13 protein-coding genes are annotated in these 17790 nt (G+C 36.2%); 10 read left to right on the forward strand and 3 right to left on the reverse strand.

Annotation, left to right across the window (positions count from 1 at the left end; genetic code table 11):
* Positions 1 to 101: 101 nt before the first annotated feature.
* The 10 genes from MR062_RS08560 (at position 102) to manA (ending at position 13865) form a co-directional block, all read left to right on the forward strand.
* A complete protein-coding gene (locus MR062_RS08560) occupies positions 102 to 3905 on the forward strand; it encodes an efflux RND transporter permease subunit (protein WP_242203729.1) in 3804 nt (1267 codons plus the stop codon).
* 71 nt (positions 3906 to 3976) lie between these two features.
* Positions 3977 to 4342: a four helix bundle protein gene (locus MR062_RS08565; RefSeq protein WP_242203730.1), complete on the forward strand. Its 366-nt coding sequence runs from the start codon at positions 3977 to 3979 to the stop codon at positions 4340 to 4342.
* Positions 4335 to 5621, forward strand: coding sequence for a TolC family protein (locus MR062_RS08570; RefSeq protein ID WP_242203731.1), 1287 nt, complete (start codon positions 4335 to 4337; stop codon positions 5619 to 5621). Before MR062_RS08565 ends, MR062_RS08570 begins: the two co-directional genes overlap by 8 nt.
* Positions 5622 to 5657: 36 nt before the next feature.
* Complete coding sequence (locus MR062_RS08575; protein ID WP_242203732.1) at positions 5658 to 5909, forward strand: heavy metal-binding domain-containing protein; 252 nt, start codon at positions 5658 to 5660, stop codon at positions 5907 to 5909.
* A 42-nt stretch (positions 5910 to 5951) separates the two neighbouring features.
* A complete protein-coding gene (locus MR062_RS08580; RefSeq protein WP_242203733.1) occupies positions 5952 to 6545 on the forward strand; it encodes a DUF3347 domain-containing protein in 594 nt (197 codons plus the stop codon).
* 391 nt (positions 6546 to 6936) lie between these two features.
* Positions 6937 to 7446: a helix-turn-helix domain-containing protein gene (locus MR062_RS08585; protein WP_242203734.1), complete on the forward strand. Its 510-nt coding sequence runs from the start codon at positions 6937 to 6939 to the stop codon at positions 7444 to 7446.
* A gap of 177 nt (positions 7447 to 7623) precedes the next feature.
* Positions 7624 to 10125, forward strand: coding sequence for a heavy metal translocating P-type ATPase (locus MR062_RS08590; protein WP_242203735.1), 2502 nt, complete (start codon positions 7624 to 7626; stop codon positions 10123 to 10125).
* Positions 10126 to 10127: 2 nt separating this feature from the next.
* On the forward strand, positions 10128 to 10835 hold the full coding sequence (locus tag MR062_RS08595; protein ID WP_242203736.1) for a PepSY domain-containing protein: 708 nt from the start codon (positions 10128 to 10130) through the stop codon (positions 10833 to 10835).
* Between the two features lie 5 nt (positions 10836 to 10840).
* The gene (locus tag MR062_RS08600) at positions 10841 to 12586 is read left to right on the forward strand and encodes an efflux RND transporter periplasmic adaptor subunit (protein ID WP_242203737.1); all 1746 of its coding nucleotides are present in this window, start codon (positions 10841 to 10843) and stop codon (positions 12584 to 12586) included.
* 73 nt (positions 12587 to 12659) lie between these two features.
* Positions 12660 to 13865, forward strand: coding sequence for a mannose-6-phosphate isomerase, class I (gene manA, locus MR062_RS08605; protein ID WP_242203738.1), 1206 nt, complete (start codon positions 12660 to 12662; stop codon positions 13863 to 13865).
* Positions 13866 to 14342: 477 nt separating this feature from the next.
* Here the strand turns inward: manA and MR062_RS08610 are convergent, their stop codons facing one another.
* The 3 genes from MR062_RS08610 to MR062_RS08620 form a co-directional block, all read right to left on the reverse strand.
* Entirely contained in the window at positions 14343 to 14495 is a 153-nt protein-coding gene (locus tag MR062_RS08610; protein ID WP_242203739.1) for an SsrA-binding protein, read from the reverse strand.
* Positions 14496 to 14994: 499 nt separating this feature from the next.
* Complete coding sequence (locus MR062_RS08615; RefSeq protein WP_242203740.1) at positions 14995 to 17337, reverse strand: M56 family metallopeptidase; 2343 nt, start codon at positions 17335 to 17337, stop codon at positions 14995 to 14997.
* 6 nt (positions 17338 to 17343) lie between these two features.
* Positions 17344 to 17703: a BlaI/MecI/CopY family transcriptional regulator gene (locus MR062_RS08620; protein ID WP_242203741.1), complete on the reverse strand. Its 360-nt coding sequence runs from the start codon at positions 17701 to 17703 to the stop codon at positions 17344 to 17346.
* Between the last annotated feature and the right edge of the window lie 87 nt (positions 17704 to 17790).

Raw genomic sequence — 17790 nt, forward strand, 5'->3', positions numbered from 1 at the left:
ATATTAGACTGTATTATCCTATGGCCATGCGTTATTAGGATTATTCCTTGTATGTGGTGTTTTCTTAATGCCAATGTCTAACTGTTTAATAATCAAAGTATATGCTAAATCGAAGCATTAAATTTTTAATAGAAAACAAACTTGTTGCCGTATTGTTGCTCGTTCTTTTTATAGGCTGGGGAACTATAAATGCACCTTTTAATTGGGATATAGGTTTTTTGCCAAACGATCCAGTGGCAGTCGATGCCATTCCTGATATTGGTGAAAACCAACAAATCGTATTTACAACATGGGAAGGTCGCTCGCCGCAAGATATCGAGGATCAGATTACCTACCCTTTAACATCATCCCTATTGGGAATTTCTGGTGTAAAAACCATTAGAAGTTCATCGATGTTTGGATTTTCCAGTATCTATGTCATTTTTGAAGAAGGTGTTGATTTTTATTGGAGTCGGAGCCGAATTCTTGAAAAGCTAAATTCTTTACCCGATAATGTATTGCCAGAGAATGTAAAACCTTCTTTGGGGCCCGATGCTACTGGATTGGGACAAATATTTTGGTATACGCTTGAAGGGCGCGATGAAAAAGGCCAGGTTACCGGAGGCTGGGATTTACATGAATTAAGAAGCATACAAGATTACTATGTAAAATATGCACTATCGGCAGCTAGTGGTGTTTCAGAAGTAGCTTCAATTGGGGGGTATGTTCAAGAGTATCAAATAGATGTCAATCCAGAATTGATGCGCCAATATAATATTGGTCTTAGTCAAATTGTAAAAGCGGTAAAGGAAAGCAATGCGGACATTGGAGCACAAACCATTGAAATTAACCAAGCCGAGTACTTGGTTAGGGGATTAGGGTATATTAAATCTGTTTCAGACATTGAAAATGCGGTAGTAGCATCAGAAGATTTTACGGCTATAAAAGTCAATGACATCGCCAATGTATCCTTGGCACCAAAGGCAAGGCGTGGTATTTTGGATAAGGAAGGCGCAGAAGTTGTAGGCGGTGTAGTCGTTTCCCGTTATGGAGCGAATCCGTTGGAGGTCATCAATAATGTCAAGGCAAAGATTAATGAGATTAGTACTGGCTTACCCTCAAAAACCTTAAAGGATGGTAGAACCTCACAGCTTACCATAGTGCCTTTTTATGATAGAACAGAGCTTATTAAAGAAACCTTGGGCACGTTAAATGAGGCCTTAACATTAGAAATACTCATTACCATTTTGGTTATTATCGTAATGGTATTTAACCTACGGGCCTCTATACTTATATCAGGGTTGCTTCCTGTGGCCGTATTGATGGTATTCATTGCAATGAAAGCCTTTGGTGTAGATGCGAACATCGTGGCGCTTTCGGGAATAGCTATTGCCATTGGAACCATGGTAGATGTTGGTGTTATTCTTTCAGAAAACATTATTAGGCATTTGGATGATAATGATAGTGTCATTCCAACAGAGCGAGTGACGAGCGACGAGGAATCCCATAATGAGATGCTTCACAATGTTCAGAATGACAAGTTGCCAATAAACACAGTGGTTTATAACGCCACCAAAGAAGTCTCGGGAGCCATCATTACAGCGGTAATGACAACCATTATTAGTTTTATTCCAGTATTCACGATGATAGGTGCAGAAGGCAAGCTCTTTAGACCGTTGGCCTTTACAAAAACATTTGCGCTAGTTGCCTCCATACTGGTTGCGCTATTTTTAATACCTCCCTTTGCCGCTTATCTATTTAGAAAGCGCCCCGTTAAACTACAGTTTAATTATGTTTTAAACGGACTGTTAATCTTGTTGGGAATGGTAACCCTTTTCTTTGGAAACTGGCTAGGACTTATTCTTGTTGGTTTTGGAGTGGCATCGATTTTAAAGCTAAGAGGTCGTATAGACGAAAAGCAGTTGAACATAACTAGAATTGTCATTTCAGTATTAACCATTGTATTCCTATTAGCTGAATATTGGAGGCCATTAGGCGTTGATAAGAGTATTTTTTGGAACCTCATTTTTGTCGGTTTTATTTGTTTTGGGCTTTTAGGCGTGTTTACTTTATTTAGAAAATACTACACCCGTATTTTAACATGGGCCTTGGCTAATAAGTTATTATTTCTATCCATTCCAACGGTTATTGTGGTTTGTGGGTTTTTAATTATGAAAAACTCTGGTAAAGAATTCATGCCCGCCTTAAATGAAGGGTCTTTTCTTTTAATGCCAACATCCTTACCACATTCGGGAGTAGAGGAGAATAAACGTGTTTTACAGCAATTGGATATGGCCGTGGCCAGTATCCCTGAAATTGAAACCGTTGTAGGAAAAGCAGGTAGGGTGGAATCGTCTTTAGATCCTGCACCATTGTCGATGTATGAAAACGTCATTCAGTATAAACCTGAATATATGCTTAATGAGCAAGGCGAGCGCCAACGGTATAAAGTTAATGATGAAGGGTTGTTTGAATTAAAGGACGGAACTGTAATCGCGAATCCAAATTCTTCTGTCAGTTCGAGCGCAGTCGAGAACAAAGAAGGTACTATCATGACTAAGCTACATGTTTCGGGGCATCAACTCATCCCCGACGATGATGGTGAGTTTTACCGCAATTGGCGGCCAGAAATACAATCGCCAAATGATATTTGGAACGAAATTGTAAAGGTGACCAAATTGCCAGGCGTAACATCGGCTCCAAAATTACAGCCTATTGAAACCCGTTTGATTATGTTACAAACTGGAATGCGAGCGCCAATGGGCATTAAGGTAAAAGGACAGGATTTAAAACAGATTGAAGCCTTTGGAGTCCAGTTGGAATCTATTTTAAAACAAGTTGAAGGCGTAAAGACCGAAGCCGTTTTTGCCGATAGGATTGTTGGTAAGCCCTATTTGTTGATAGACATAGATAGAGATAAAATAGCACGTTATGGCGTTTCCATAAAGGAGGTTCAGGATGTTTTAAAAGTGGCCGTGGGCGGTATGGTGCTAACGCAGACCGTTGAAGGCCGTGAGCGTTATGGGGTACGTGTGCGTTATCCAAGGGAATTACGTGATAATCCTACCGATTTGGAGAATATTTACATTCCTGTGGCTAAAGGAAGCCCAGTACCACTAAGTGAATTAGCAACTATAAAATACGAGCAAGGAGCGCAGGTCATTAAAAGTGAGGACACCTTTTTAATAGGGTATGTGTTGTTCGATAAACTTAACGACTATGCCGAAGTGAACGTTGTTGAAAATGCCCAAGCATTAATACAATCAAAAATAGATGAAGGTGAACTGGTAGTGCCTAAAGGTATCAGTTATCAGTTTACGGGAACCTATGAAAACCAGATTCGGGCAGAAAAGACCTTGTCTGTGGTAGTGCCATTGGCTTTAATGATCATTTTTCTGATATTGTATTTTCAATTCCGTTCCGTGGCGACCTCTTTAATGGTGTTTACTGGAATTGCAGTAGCTTTTGCTGGTGGATTTTTAATGATTTGGTTATACGGTCAAGATTGGTTTTTAAACTTTAATTTCTTTGGAGAAAATCTGCGCGATTTATTCCAGATGCACCCCATTAATTTAAGTGTTGCCGTATGGGTAGGGTTTATTGCACTTTTTGGAATTGCAACAGACGATGGTGTTGTTATGGCAACCTATTTAACACAAACATTCAGCAGGAATACACCTAAAACCAAACAGGAAGTTAGGGCTTCAGTTGTCGAAGCTGGCATAAAACGAATTCGTCCTTGTTTAATGACCACAGCTACGACCATATTGGCTCTATTACCTGTATTGACATCAACGGGGAGAGGAAGTGATATTATGATTCCTATGGCTATCCCGAGTTTTGGAGGTATGCTCATCGCATTAATAACATTATTTATAGTGCCGGTGCTATATAGCTGGAAAGCTGAGATGAAAGTTGGAAGCTAGAAGCTGGAAGTTAGAAGTTGGAAGTTTAGAGGTTAGACGTTGGTTAAAGTTTGAATGAAAAAATTAAAGTTATGATAAAATCGCATAGAGATTTAAATGTACATAAGGAAGCATTTTCTCTCGCAATGGATATTTTTTGGTGCACGAGAAAATTTCCTAAAGATGAAATTTATTCACTTACCTCACAAATTGTTAGGTCATCACGTTCGGTCTCTTCAAACATTAGTGAAGGTTGGGGCAAAAGAATGTATGAAGCTGTATTCAAACAACAATTAGATAATGTATTGGGATCTAATACGGAAACCCAAGATTGGCTTGATTATTCTCATGCTTGTAATTATATAAGTCAAGAAGAACATCTTCAATTTTCTGAGCGAAATGATAAAGTAGGTAAAATGATAACAAAATTATATCAAAACTGGAAAAGTTATGAATAACGTTAAGAAATCCCATTTTCAATCTCAAGTATCGAGTTTCAAGCATCGAGCTTCAAGCTACCAGCATCAAATAGTCTTGGTTCTTTGTTCTATATTCTTTGTTTTTAAAGGGAATGCCCAACAACTGGAAACACTTATCGACGAAGCATTAAAAAATAATCCAGAAATTCAATCCTTTGAGATAAAACACCAAGTGGCTAGCGAAAAAGTGAATGAAGTCAATACAATTCCCAATACCGAATTTGGAGTTGGTTATTTTGTTAGCGAACCAGAAACAAGAACCGGGGCACAACGCTTTAAGATTTCGGCAAAACAAATGTTGCCGTGGTTTGGCACCATTACATCAAGAGAGCAGTATGTAACGTCGTTGGCCGATGCAAAATATGAAGATATTGTGATTGCCAAAAGAAAACTGGTAGCTTCAGTATCACAATCTTATTATAGCCTCTATGCGAATAAGGCTAAGCAAAACGTATTGACCAATAACATTAAGCTATTGGAAACTTACGAAACGATGGCTTTAACGTCAGTTGAGGTAGGCAGAGCATCGGCTGTAGATGTGTTGCGTTTGCAAATGCGCCATAATGATTTAGAGCAATTAAAAGCGGTTTTGCAACAACAATTTTTAGCTGAACAAACCCATTTAAATAATTTACTAAACAGAGGAAATGATATTGCTGTTACCGTGGTTGATGATTTAACAATACCAACAGAAGAATTTGATGTAAATGCTGAAAGTTTAAATCTGCATCCAGAATTGTTAAAGTATGATAAACTATTCAAATCCATAGAACAATCGGAGTTATTAAATCAAAAGGAAGGCAGTCCAATGATTGGTTTTGGATTGGATTATATCAATGTTGAGAAACGACCAAATGTGAATTTCAGTGAAAACGGAAAGGATATACTAATGCCAATGGTTTCGGTATCCATTCCCATTTTCAACAAAAAATACAAATCCATTACTAAGCAGAATCGATTGCAGCAACAAGAACTTGTAGTTCAAAAAGAGGAGCGCTTAAATACTTTGGAAACCCTTTTGGATAAAGCGGTAAATGAACGTGTTTCAGCAAGAATAAGCTATGCAACCCAAGTTAAAAACTTAAAACAAGCAAAAGATGCAGAAGACATTCTTATTAAAAGTTATGAAACAGGAACTATTGACTTTAAGGATGTTTTGGACATACAGGAATTGCAATTAAAGTTTCAGATGAACCAAATAGAGTCCATTAAAACCTACTATTGGCAGAGTGCCATTATTAATTATTTAACAAATTAAAATTCAATCAATAATAAATCAAAAATCAAATTAAAAATGAAGAAAGTAAAAACAATTTTAGGAATTCTAGTGTTAGGTGTAATGCTAACCGTGGTATCATGTAAAGATGCAAAAAAAGAAGAAGCTACAACCAAAACAGAACAAGCGGAGAAGAAAGAATACGCTTCGGCTTATGTGTGTCCAATGCACTGTGAAGGAAGTGGCAGTGATGCAGCAGGTGAGTGCCCCAAATGTGGTATGGCCTATGTAGAAAATAAAAACCATAATAAAAATGGTCACGAACACTGATTGTAAGAAATAAAAAAATAATCAAGATTAAAAATTAAAACAATGAAACGCGTAAAGTTAACAACATCAATTATGCTAATGGCTTTTTTAAGCTTATCAGCAATGTCTTGTAAAGAAGTAAAAAAAGAAAATGGGCAAGAGAACGCCATGCATTCGGAAATGGACCACAATGAAATGGACCAGACCAATCCTATGGAGCATTCCAACATACAGATTTCGGGTGCCCAAAGCGTACTGAAAGATTATATGGTTCTTAAAGATGCTTTAGTGGCAACCAATAAGGAAGAAGCAGCTATAGCAGGTAAGCAACTTAAAGTTACATTAAAAAGTTTTGATGTTAGCGGATATGCTTCAGAAAAGCAAGAAGAGTTGAATGGTATTATTTCAGATGCCGAAAAACAAGCGGAACTTATCGAGAAAAGTGATATAGACCAGCAACGTAAACATTTCAAAACTTTGAGCAAAAACATTATGGATATGATTGTTATAACAGGAACTCAAACAACTTTATATCAACAATTTTGCCCAATGTATGATGGTGGTGGTGCTTGGTTAAGTATGAGCAAGGATATTAAAAACCCTTACTATGGCAGTAAAATGTTGGCCTGTGGGATGGTGCAGAAAGAGATAAATTAAGCCCTATTGTGTATTTTGATAAAACTAGTTTCAAAATGTCAGTTCGAGTGTACCGACGTTTACAGTCGGTATGTATCGAGAACAATTTCAAAGACTAAAATTCTTGTTCTCGATAAAGATTTTATTCATTTCAATCGTAAAATTCATTCGAACCCGCCTGCTGGACGGGTAGGTTGACAGAATTTTATCAAAATGCATAACGGGTTAATTAAAAGAAGTTTAAAAACTCATAACCATTGCTTTTATAAGCATGTTATGTGTTTATGTAGTAGTGTAGCGAAATATAATCAGTGGAGAGTGTTTAAATTAGCTTTAAAATAGTACGAATTAATTGTTTGAAAATATGGTGCGTACAGTCTTTATAAAAAACATGGTTTGCAATCGTTGTAAAATGACGGTTTTGAATTTGATGACCGAAGAAGGTTTTGAAGTTGAATCTATACAGCTAGGAAAAGTAAAGGTAAAAGAAAGCCAAAGCAATGATTATGAAAAACTTGAAAAGCGGTTGAACGATTTAGGTTTTGAACTTATTAAAGACACCACAAAAGTATTGGTCGAGCAAATTAAAGTAGCACTAATACAAAAGATTGAAAAAGGAGATACCGATGTTTTGCTTTCTGAACTCGCTAAAGATATGGGGAAAAATTATTCCGTCTTGAGTAAAACATTCAGCAAATCTGAAGGCATTACGATTGAAAAATACCTTATCAATCTTAAAATTGAAAAGGCAAAGGAATACATCCAATTAAATGAACTAAACTTTTCAGAAATAGCATATAGTTTAAATTATAAGAACAGCAGTCATTTGGCAAAACAATTTAAAATGGTAACGGGAATGTCTATGACCGACTACAAAAGCTTGCAAATTGATGATAGAAAAGCATTGGACAAAATTGTATAAACATTAATAATAGTTATAAAAATAAAGCATAATGATAAAGTATAGTTTTGGAGCTTAATCTTAACTTTATAAAAGAATGAAACCGACATAATTACAATAATCATTAAACACAGCACAGAAAGATTATTTTAATTATTTAAGGTTACATCTAACTATTTAAAAAAATACAATGAACAGATGAAACATACGTATCATATATCGGGAATGACCTGTAACGGTTGTCGAGGGCATGTAGAAGCGACACTATCAAAAGTTGAAGGTGTTTCAAGTGCTATGGTCAATTTAGAAAAGGCAGAAGCAGTTATTGAAATGACAGGACATATTCCTTTGAAGAGATTTCAGGATGCCTTAAAAAATGATGGCGGTAGATATGGTATACATAGTCCAGGAGAACGTCATCATATAAAAGAAGAGCAAAAGGTAGCAAAACCAAAAGGAGAAGGGAACGGAATCTTTTACTGCCCCATGCATTGCGAAGGGGACAAAACCTATAATAAACCAGGAGATTGCCCCGTTTGCGGAATGGATTTAGTGGAAGAACAGAACCTATCGGTTACATCAACAGAAAAATGGACATGTCCAATGCATCCAGAAGTGGTAAAGGACGAAGCAGGTTCCTGTCCCATCTGTGGAATGGATTTGGTACCCATGCAGCCAACCCTTTCAGCAGAAATAAAGGCCTATAACAAGCTATTGAAAAAGTTTTGGATTGCGGTAACATTTACTTTGCCTATTTTTTTAATAGCTATGAGCGAAATGCTCAGTAACAACCCATTATATGATGTCATGGAACAAAACTATTGGAATTGGATTCAGTTTGGGTTGTCTATTCCAGTGGTGTTCTATGCGACCTGGTTATTTTTTGAACGTGCCTATAAAAGCATAAAAACGTGGAACCTCAATATGTTTACACTTATAGGCATTGGAGCGGGAGTAGCCTGGGGGTTTAGTGTTATAGGTATGCTGTTTCCCAATGTGTTCCCAGAACAATTTAAAACCGAATCTGGCGCAGTTCACGTTTATTTTGAAGCGGCAACAGTTATTTTAACCTTGGTGCTATTAGGGCAATTGTTAGAGGCGCGGGCACATAGTAAAACCAATTCGGCAGTAAAAGCATTGTTGGAGTTGGCTCCCAATAAAGCCATCAAAATTGTAAATAATGAAGACGTAGAAGTAAGCATAGACCACATAGAACTAAATGATATTTTAAAAGTCAAGCCAGGAGATAAAATTCCTGTAGATGGCATTATAATAGATGGCATTACCAGTATTGATGAATCCATGATTACTGGAGAGCCCATTCCGGTCAATAAATCGGTAAATGATAAAGTGAGTAGTGGTACAATTAACGGGAACCAAGTCTTTTTAATGAAAGCCGAAAAAGTAGGTAGCGACACGTTGCTGTCACAAATCATTCGTATGGTTAATGATGCCAGTAGGAGTCGGGCACCCATTCAGAAGTTGGCAGATAAAGTGTCCAGTTACTTTGTCCCTATTGTAGTTAGTATTTCTATATTAACTTTTGTTGTTTGGTCTATTTGGGGGCCAGAACCAGCTTATGTCTATGCCTTGGTTAATGCAATAGCGGTATTAATTATAGCCTGTCCTTGTGCTTTGGGATTGGCTACACCAATGTCGGTAATGGTAGGAGTGGGTAAAGGCGCCCAAAATGGCGTGCTGATAAAAAATGCTGAAGCACTCGAGAAAATGAATCAAGTCGATACGCTAATTGTTGATAAAACCGGTACCTTAACTGAAGGGAAACCAGCCGTAGAGAAAGTAGGCAGCTTTAGCGAACATTATCAGGAAGATGAGGTATTACAATATATTGTGTCATTAAACACCAATAGTGAACACCCATTGGCAGAGGCTATTGTTAAGTATGGACAAGAGCAGGGAACTACAATTTTAAAATCAGATAGCTTTAGTGCCGTAACCGGAAAAGGTGTGGAAGCTCTCATCAACAATAAAAAAGTAGCCTTGGGAAATCCAGAAATGATGACTTATGCCAATGCCAAGATAACTTCAGAAATGCATGATGAAGCAAAGCACTATCAAAAACAAGGTAAAACCGTGTCTTTTTTGGCTGTTGATAACATGGTGGTAGGTTATGTGGTTATAGGAGATAAAATTAAGGCAACTAGTTTAAGAGCTGTTGCTGCATTGCAAAGTAAAGATATAGCCGTAATCATGCTTACGGGAGACAATTACGATACGGCTAAAACTGTGGCTTCAGAATTAAAATTGGCAGATTTTAAAGCAGGTATGCTACCAGAAGACAAACTAAAAGAAGTTGAAAAATTGCAGAACCAAGGAAAGATAGTTGCCATGGCTGGGGACGGTATTAACGATGCACCGGCTTTGGCGAAAAGTGATGTCGGGATTGCCATGGGAACAGGAACCGATGTGGCTATAGAAAGTGCGATGATTACTTTGGTAAAAGGCGATTTGCAAGGTATTGTTAAAGCACGGCATTTAAGTAATGCAGTGATGAAGAACATTAAGCAGAATTTATTTTTTGCACTCATTTATAATACATTAGGAGTGCCAATAGCAGCAGGTGTTTTATTCCCGTTTTTTGGCATTTTATTATCACCCATGATAGCGGCATTGGCCATGAGCTTTAGTTCGGTATCTGTTATTGGGAATGCATTACGTTTAAGAAGGATTAATATTTAAAAATGGTAAATAGACATACAGCATTAAAAATTAGGAAAACCCATCGCTATTTGGGATTGTTTTTGGGCATTCAGTTTTTGTTTTGGACCATGAGCGGTCTCTATTTTAGTTGGACAAACATCAATGACATTCATGGCGACCATTTTAAGAACTTAGAGCACCACCCCAAATCTTTCGATAGCTTGATAAGCCCTTCTCAGCTTAATAATTCAGAAGGCATAAAAAGCATTGCATTAAGGGAATTGAACAACATCCCTTATTATTGGGTAAACAATAAGCAATTATACAATGCCATTACTGGTGAATTGAAACAAGGTATTTCAAAAGAAGAAGCCTTGTACGTTGCCAAACAGCATATGAGGGACGATTTAAAAGTGACCGCTATAGAGCAAATAAATCAAGTTGATAAGCATCACGAGTATCGTGAAAGACTATTGCCGGCCTATGTTATTTCGTATGATAACGACGAAGCCTTAAAGGCCTATGTATCTGTAAAAGATGGTAGGTTTCAAACGGTGAGACATCGTAGTTGGCGCTGGTTCGATTTTTTGTGGATGACACATACTATGGATTATGAAGGCAGGGATAATTTCAATACGATAGTATTAAGAGCTTTTTCTCTATTGGGACTCATTACTGTGTTGAGCGGATTTTTATTATGGTTTACAAGTTCGCTAACCATTAGGAAGTTAATAAAAACGAAAAAATAAAAGACATGAAGAAATATCTAATTTATGTAGTTGTACTGGTTATTGGTATCGTATTGGGATGGATACTTTTTGGAAAGACATCCAATAAAGATGAACAACATAACCATTCCGAAACAGGAGATAGCAAGCAGTTATGGACTTGCTCCATGCATCCACAGATCATGCAACCCGAACCAGGCGATTGTCCCATTTGTGGTATGGATCTAATTCCAGCCGAAGCAGGAGCAGATGGATTATCGGCAGACCAGTTTAAATTAACAACCAATGCAATGGCTTTGGCCAATATTCAAACTACGGTAGTTGGTAACGGACTTGTAGAGGGAAATAACACTAATTTATCGGGTAAGATTGTTGAAAATGAAGAGGCCAATGCAGTACAGGTTAGTTACTTTTCAGGAAGAATAGAGCGGTTAAATGTTAGTTTTACGGGCGAAGAGGTTCGTAAAGGACAATTGTTGGCAACGATCTATTCGCCAGAGTTGTATGCAGCACAGCAAGAACTTATTACAGCCACGTCTTTAAAAGCATCGCAACCCGAATTGTATAAAGCGGTACGAAATAAACTTAAGCTTTGGAAACTGTCGGAGGCTCAAATCAATCAGATAGAATCTACTGGAAAGGTAAAGGAAAATCTTCCGGTATATGCTACTGTATCAGGTACTGTTACAGAGAAATTAGTAGAACAAGGCGATTATATTAAATCTGGGCAACCTTTATTAAAAATAGCCAATCTAAATACGGTCTGGGCTAATTTTGATGTGTATGAGAATCAGATAAATCACTTTAAAAAAGGACAAGACGTTACCTTATCGACTAATGCTTATCCGAATAAAGAATTTAAAGGCAAAGTAGATTTTATAGACCCTATTTTAAATACCAAAACAAGAACGGTGACTTTACGTGTGGTTTTAAATAACAAAAATGGCGAACTGAAACCAGGCATGTTTGTTGCAGCAAAGGTTGATGCTATAAAAAGGGGGGGCAACGATGTGTTAAAGGTACCATCTTCAGCTGTTCTTTGGACGGGAGAGCGCTCGGTAGTATACTTAAAAGCAAACCCGAACGAGCCAGTTTTTGAAATGCGTGAAGTAACATTAGGAAGCCGTGTAGGCGACTACTATGAAGTAGTTGAAGGCCTTAGCAGTGGGGATGAAATTGTAACCCACGGTACGTTTACCGTAGATGCTTCGGCCCAATTACAGGGCAAAAAGTCAATGATGAACAAAGAAGGAGGTAAAACGATGACAGGACATGAAGGACATACGATGACGGAGGGCGAAGGTCATGACATGAGTAATATGGTGGAAAAGCTCGATTTTAGTACTACAGTAGAACAATCGTTTTATGGCGTTATTGATGCCTATATCGAATTAAAAGATGCTTTTGTTAAATCGGACGCACCATTGGCGGCAACAAAGAGTGCATTATTTAGAAAAGCTTTAGAGAATATGCCTGTTAGCCAAAGAGAACAAACACATAATTATTGGTCCATGTTGCATAAGATTTCTATGGGCATCAATGAAGATGCAGATTTAGAGCACCAGCGCAAGCAATTTCAATTACTTTCAAGTAAGCTTATAGAAATGGTAAAAAGCTTTAACAAGGTTAATCATAAACTATTCGTTCAGTATTGTCCTATGGCAGGGAATAATGAAGGTGCGTTTTGGCTAAGCAAGGAAGAACAGATATTAAACCCTTATTTTGGTGATGCTATGCTTAAATGTGGCAGTGTGAAACAGGTAATAGAATAGTTTGAAGAATTTGTTTTAATCTTAATGGGGATTATTAAATTTGCAGCTTAATTTATAAAACTAAAAGGATACCATGTCGAAACTACATGCACTAAAAGGAAAAATACAGCATTATGCTTGGGGAGGAAAAACGTTTATTCCTAATTTGTTGGGAATGGCCCCTAATGATGAAAAATGTGCAGAATATTGGTTGGGAGCACACGATAATGCCCCGTCTACCATTGATACCTTATCGGGAGCGAAACCTCTTAATGCCTATTTAAAGTCTAATCTTATAGAGGTTTTGGGCGAGGATGTAGCTAAGTCATTTGGTAGATTGCCTTTTTTATTTAAAGTACTTGATGTGCACGATATGTTATCCATTCAAGTACATCCTACAAAAGTTGAAGCTGAAAAAGGCTTTAAAAAGGAAAATGAGTTGGGCATACCCATTACAGCACCCCACAGAAATTATAAGGACGATAACCATAAACCAGAAATAATGGTAGCGCTTAGCGAGTTTTGGTTGTTGCATGGTTTTTTGTCTAAAGAGAAATTAACCAAAAGATTACAGGACGTTCCTGAGCTGAATCATTTAGAGCCTATTTTTAGTGCTGGAGGGTACCTAGGCTTGTATAAGAAAGTCATGGAACAAACCGCCGAGGAATGCAATGCCACATTGCAGCCATTAATTGATCGCATTTTACCCTTGTACACTTCTGGGAAACTGGAAAAATCCAGCCCAGATTATTGGGCAGCCAAAGCTGTTGCTATGGCTAATGATAAAGACAATCTCGATAAGGGTATTTATTCCATTTACTTTTTTAACATCGTAAAAGCCAATAAGGGAGAAGCGGTTTTTCAGGATGCGGGAATTCCCCATGCCTACCTGGAAGGGCAGAACATGGAACTAATGGCAAATTCAGATAATGTGTTGCGTGGTGGTCTAACACCTAAACATGTAGATGTACCGGAATTACTTAAGCATGTTGCTTTTGAAGAGACGATTCCCAATGTCATGGATGGAACTTTGCAAGAAGATGGTATAGAGCGTATTTATAAAACCCCAGCTCCAGATTTTGAACTGAGTAAATTAGAGTTGACTAAACCTAATACTTATCATAATGTTGCAAATTCTGCGCAAATAGTAATCGTTATAGATGGTGAAGCGGAAGTTTCCGAAGCAGATAAAACAATAACGTTAACTAAAGGAGAGGCTGTTTTTATTGAAGCTAATTGTAGTTATACTATAAATGCAGTAGAGGCAACAGCTACTATTTATAAGGCAACAGCGCCATAAGTTAATTGGGTTATCTAATTAGGACACAGATACTAAATAAGTCAAAGTCGCAGTGTTCAGTAGGCAGTAAGCATTTTGCGTCTGGACAAGAAAGGATGAAGCAGAAAGTCGGAGACGGGAGGAGCGAAGCAATTAAGTAATTAACGTGAATAATGTTTAAAAGCCCTAATGTCACTTCGAGTGAAATTCTGAAAGAATTTAGTATCGAGAAGCTTGTCACTTCGAGTGGTTTTACGAAACGCTGTGGAGTAAAACTGACATAAATTCCTCATCTATATATTCAAGTTAATTAATAACATTTGTTTATTCGTGGCAGTCAAAGGTCGCAGCGTTCAGTAGGCAGTAAGTGGCAATCTTTGCGACTTGGTGAGAAGGGATGAAGGCGGATAAGCAAATAATTAAAACCAATATTCGTGAATTCGTGGCCAAAAAAACGTATAGCTCATAAATGGCCCACACAACTAATAGTAGGGACAACTAATCCAATGCATTTCGGGTAACATACCAACGCCAGCCAATGATGGCCAATTGCAGTTTAGTAGCTTTCGATAAATCTAAATTTCTTTTTGAATAACTAGGAAGTATCGCTTTATTAACTTTTGCCAGAACTTTAAAGACTTGCTTTTTCATTTTAAAACCATCCATTTAAAAGTAAAAATAGTAAAACTTATTCTAGACTAAGCTTTACTTTTTTGGTTTTTAGATAATAACCGATAGTATGAAGTCGATTATTATTTCAGCAAGTGTTATCATAATGTTTGGATTTAAAGGTTAATAAAATATACTTTGTTTTACAATTGAGTTTTCAATATATATTTTAAGATGGCCTTAATCCAAAGGTTTTAAAGGAAATAGATGAAATTGAATACGGATATGTAAGTGTAAAAATTATTTATATTTTAATTTGAAATTTATTATCTACAAATGAGTTTTAAATTGTAATATAAATGTTAGTGTGCTGTTATGAAGTGAAACAATTGTAGGCTATTTTTAAAGGTGTTTTATAAATCCTAGAGAGAGATTTCGTGTAAAAGGACAAAATTTATTGGTTTCATCTTTTTGTGAAAGGTTAAGGCATAAAAAAAGACACTCTTTTAGTAGTGCCTTAAAATCAATTTTTGTATTTGTATTAGTCTTTTTTGGTTGTAATTTCTACAACGCCTTTTTCCCCTTTTTTTCCGTATTTTTTTGTGTCATTTTTGTCTTTTAAAATAGTTACGGATTCTATGGTATTAACATCCAAATCTTCAACGGTTTTGTTTTTTTCTTCTTTGCCATCAATAATTAAAAGCGCTTTTTTAACTTCCTTTTTAGTGGGGTCGTTTTTTAGGGTAACATTTATGGTGTTTTCATCTTTAACTGTAATTGATTTTGTAATACAACCTATATCTGAAAAGACAAGTATTTCGTCTGCACTGACTCTTATTGAATAATTACCTTTAAAATCTGAAGTAGCGCCACTTGAAGTACCTTTAACCAAAATATTGGCGCCAGGTAGGCCTAAACCTTCTTCGTTGGTTACTTTTCCAGAAACAGAGAATCCTTCTTGATTATCCTTTGAATTAAAAGCTTTTCCAACAACAAACTTGGTTTCCCAATTTTTTTTGGTGCTAATTAAAATAGCGCCATCCTTTGCTTTCTTACCATAGAGAGCAGTTGCATTATCGTCTCTTAAGACACTAATAGAATGTACTTTATATGGTGTCATACTTTCTATCTGCTTTTTAGAAACTTCTTTGCCATCTACAATGTATATAGGATTGCTACCTCCAGGTGATAAGAAAAACACGCCATTGGAAGCTGTTGTTGCAATATTTTCTTTTGTGTTAAACTGTATAGGTTCGTTAAATGATATGTTGTGTTTGTTAAAATAAATAGTGTCTGCAGATATTGTTTTGTCTCCTTGATGAAACAATAATGTGTCAGCTTTGATGACGTAAGAATAGGAGTTTGTTTTATTACTTGAATCTTCTGGTTTCCCAAAGCCAAAGTCCTTTTGATTCCTATAGCAGGTAAATGGTTTAATGGGACCATCGTTGTAAGTTAAAACTGTTTTGCTATCGCCAACTTTTATTTCAGATGTGATATTAATGATTTCATCATTAGAATTTCGAATAACCTTACTAAATTTTAAGATTAAGCCATGTTTTTTCGCTTTTTTTATAACCTTTTCTAAATCATCATCTGCAAAGTCTTTCGTAATGGTCACGCTAAAAGGGGCAATGGGATTTTGGGAAACAATTTGTTTTGTATTATTTCTTGATTGGGTTTGGGTTTGCTTTTTAGGTGTTAAGATTTGTATGTTACTATTTTTTCGGTTCAACATGTTTTTATAGTTCTCTTCATCTTCTGCAATAAAAATACCGCCACCTACCAATGTGCCAAAATATACTTCCTTAAAAGGGGCCTCACTGTTATAATTCCCAGTGCCGTGGTTTTTTATTTCAAATTCTAAATTTACAATTTCATTATCACTATTTCTTTGGTGAACGTATGAAAAGGTACCGCCATTTTTTATGATTTCCGATGCAATAGATTTCAATTCAGCATCAGTAGTCTGTTTCGTTATAATATAAGTATCTGCTATTTTTTGATTGACTTCACTGTTCTCCGGAACTTTGGCTATATAAACTTCTTTAGTATTAAACCCCATTAAGAACAGTGCCAAAAAGGGGAGGACTAGTGCATGCTTAAATAGGTTGCGCTTTTTTGATTTTGATTTGTGTAACATAACGATTCGTTTTTTGATTAATGATGAATAAAAATTATTGGTCAGTGCCATTTTAAAATTGGGGACACTGGTTTTTAATAACAGTTCCTGGTAGCTTTTTTTGTTATTGGTATTGTTTTGAGCTTTGTTGTCGGCTATAAACTCTAAGTTTTGTTGTAGATCTTTTTTATAAAACCAAATCACAGGATTAAACCAAAAGGCAATGGCAGTGAGTTGTGAAATAATAATATCTAAAGTATGGTATTGATTTACATGGACTTTTTCATGCGATATGATATGTTGAAGCTCTTCTTTATTAAACTTATTAGGGTTATAAACGACCCATCTAAAAAATGAAAATGGCAGGATGTTATTAGTGGCTTCAACAAAGGTGTAGCTTTGTTGTTTGTACTTTTTGCTTTTTACAATTAAACTAAGTAAGGATGTAAGTTGTATGCAAAATCTAAAAGTAAAAATGATTGCCCCAATTATATAAATACCTAAAATATAATGCCAGACCGTTATTGGGTTTTCTGGAGCTTCAACGGAGGTAATGGGACTATTATATATTAAGCTTTCAATTGGAGTCGGGGTGTATTCAACATAGATAGGTATAACTACAAAGGGCAGAACAGTAGCCGTTATTAAACCAGTTAACAAAAACCATCGGTTGCTTTCAAAAAAGGTATCGCGCTGTAAAAATAGCTTGTAACAACTATAAAAAATAACAATAACCAAACTTGCTTTTAATAGATATTCCATAACCAACTACTCTTTGTTTTCAATAAGGTTTATGATTTCCTTTAGTTCCTCTACGCTTATTTTTTCCTCTTTGGCAAAAAATGACACCACATTTTTATAGGAGTTGTTAAAGTAATGTTCAATAGCCGTATTCATAAATTTTTTGCGATAAGCCTCTTTACTAACAATAGGATAGTACTGATGGGTTTTACCATAGGCATTATAGCTAACATAGCCTTTATCCTCTAAATGGCGAATTATGGTTGATAAAGTATTGTAATGTGGTTTATCTTCTTTTATTTCGGCGAGAACATCTTTTACAAAAGCTTTTTCAAGCTTCCACAAAATGTGCATCACCTCTTCTTCTTTATTTGTTAGTTTTTGCATGTTTATATTGTTTGAAACAAACTTATAACTATTTTTATAGTTATACAACTAAAAAATAAGTTTTATAACGAAAGATTTAGTTTATAT

Source organism: Aestuariivivens insulae, from assembly GCF_022662195.1.
Taxonomy (GTDB): Bacteria; Bacteroidota; Bacteroidia; order Flavobacteriales; family Flavobacteriaceae; genus Aestuariivivens; species Aestuariivivens insulae.

Coding starts and splice junctions, on each gene's coding strand:
- MR062_RS08615 (WP_242203740.1), bottom strand. CDS start 17,337: ATGGAATATCTATTAAAAGCAAGTTTGGTTATTGTTATTTTTTATAGT.
- MR062_RS08580 (WP_242203733.1), top strand. CDS start 5,952: ATGAAACGCGTAAAGTTAACAACATCAATTATGCTAATGGCTTTTTTA.
- MR062_RS08590 (WP_242203735.1), top strand. CDS start 7,624: ATGAAACATACGTATCATATATCGGGAATGACCTGTAACGGTTGTCGA.
- MR062_RS08610 (WP_242203739.1), bottom strand. CDS start 14,495: ATGAAAAAGCAAGTCTTTAAAGTTCTGGCAAAAGTTAATAAAGCGATA.
- MR062_RS08595 (WP_242203736.1), top strand. CDS start 10,128: ATGGTAAATAGACATACAGCATTAAAAATTAGGAAAACCCATCGCTAT.
- MR062_RS08565 (WP_242203730.1), top strand. CDS start 3,977: ATGATAAAATCGCATAGAGATTTAAATGTACATAAGGAAGCATTTTCT.
- MR062_RS08600 (WP_242203737.1), top strand. CDS start 10,841: ATGAAGAAATATCTAATTTATGTAGTTGTACTGGTTATTGGTATCGTA.
- MR062_RS08560 (WP_242203729.1), top strand. CDS start 102: ATGCTAAATCGAAGCATTAAATTTTTAATAGAAAACAAACTTGTTGCC.
- MR062_RS08620 (WP_242203741.1), bottom strand. CDS start 17,703: ATGCAAAAACTAACAAATAAAGAAGAAGAGGTGATGCACATTTTGTGG.
- manA (WP_242203738.1), top strand. CDS start 12,660: ATGTCGAAACTACATGCACTAAAAGGAAAAATACAGCATTATGCTTGG.
- MR062_RS08575 (WP_242203732.1), top strand. CDS start 5,658: ATGAAGAAAGTAAAAACAATTTTAGGAATTCTAGTGTTAGGTGTAATG.
- MR062_RS08570 (WP_242203731.1), top strand. CDS start 4,335: ATGAATAACGTTAAGAAATCCCATTTTCAATCTCAAGTATCGAGTTTC.
- MR062_RS08585 (WP_242203734.1), top strand. CDS start 6,937: ATGACGGTTTTGAATTTGATGACCGAAGAAGGTTTTGAAGTTGAATCT.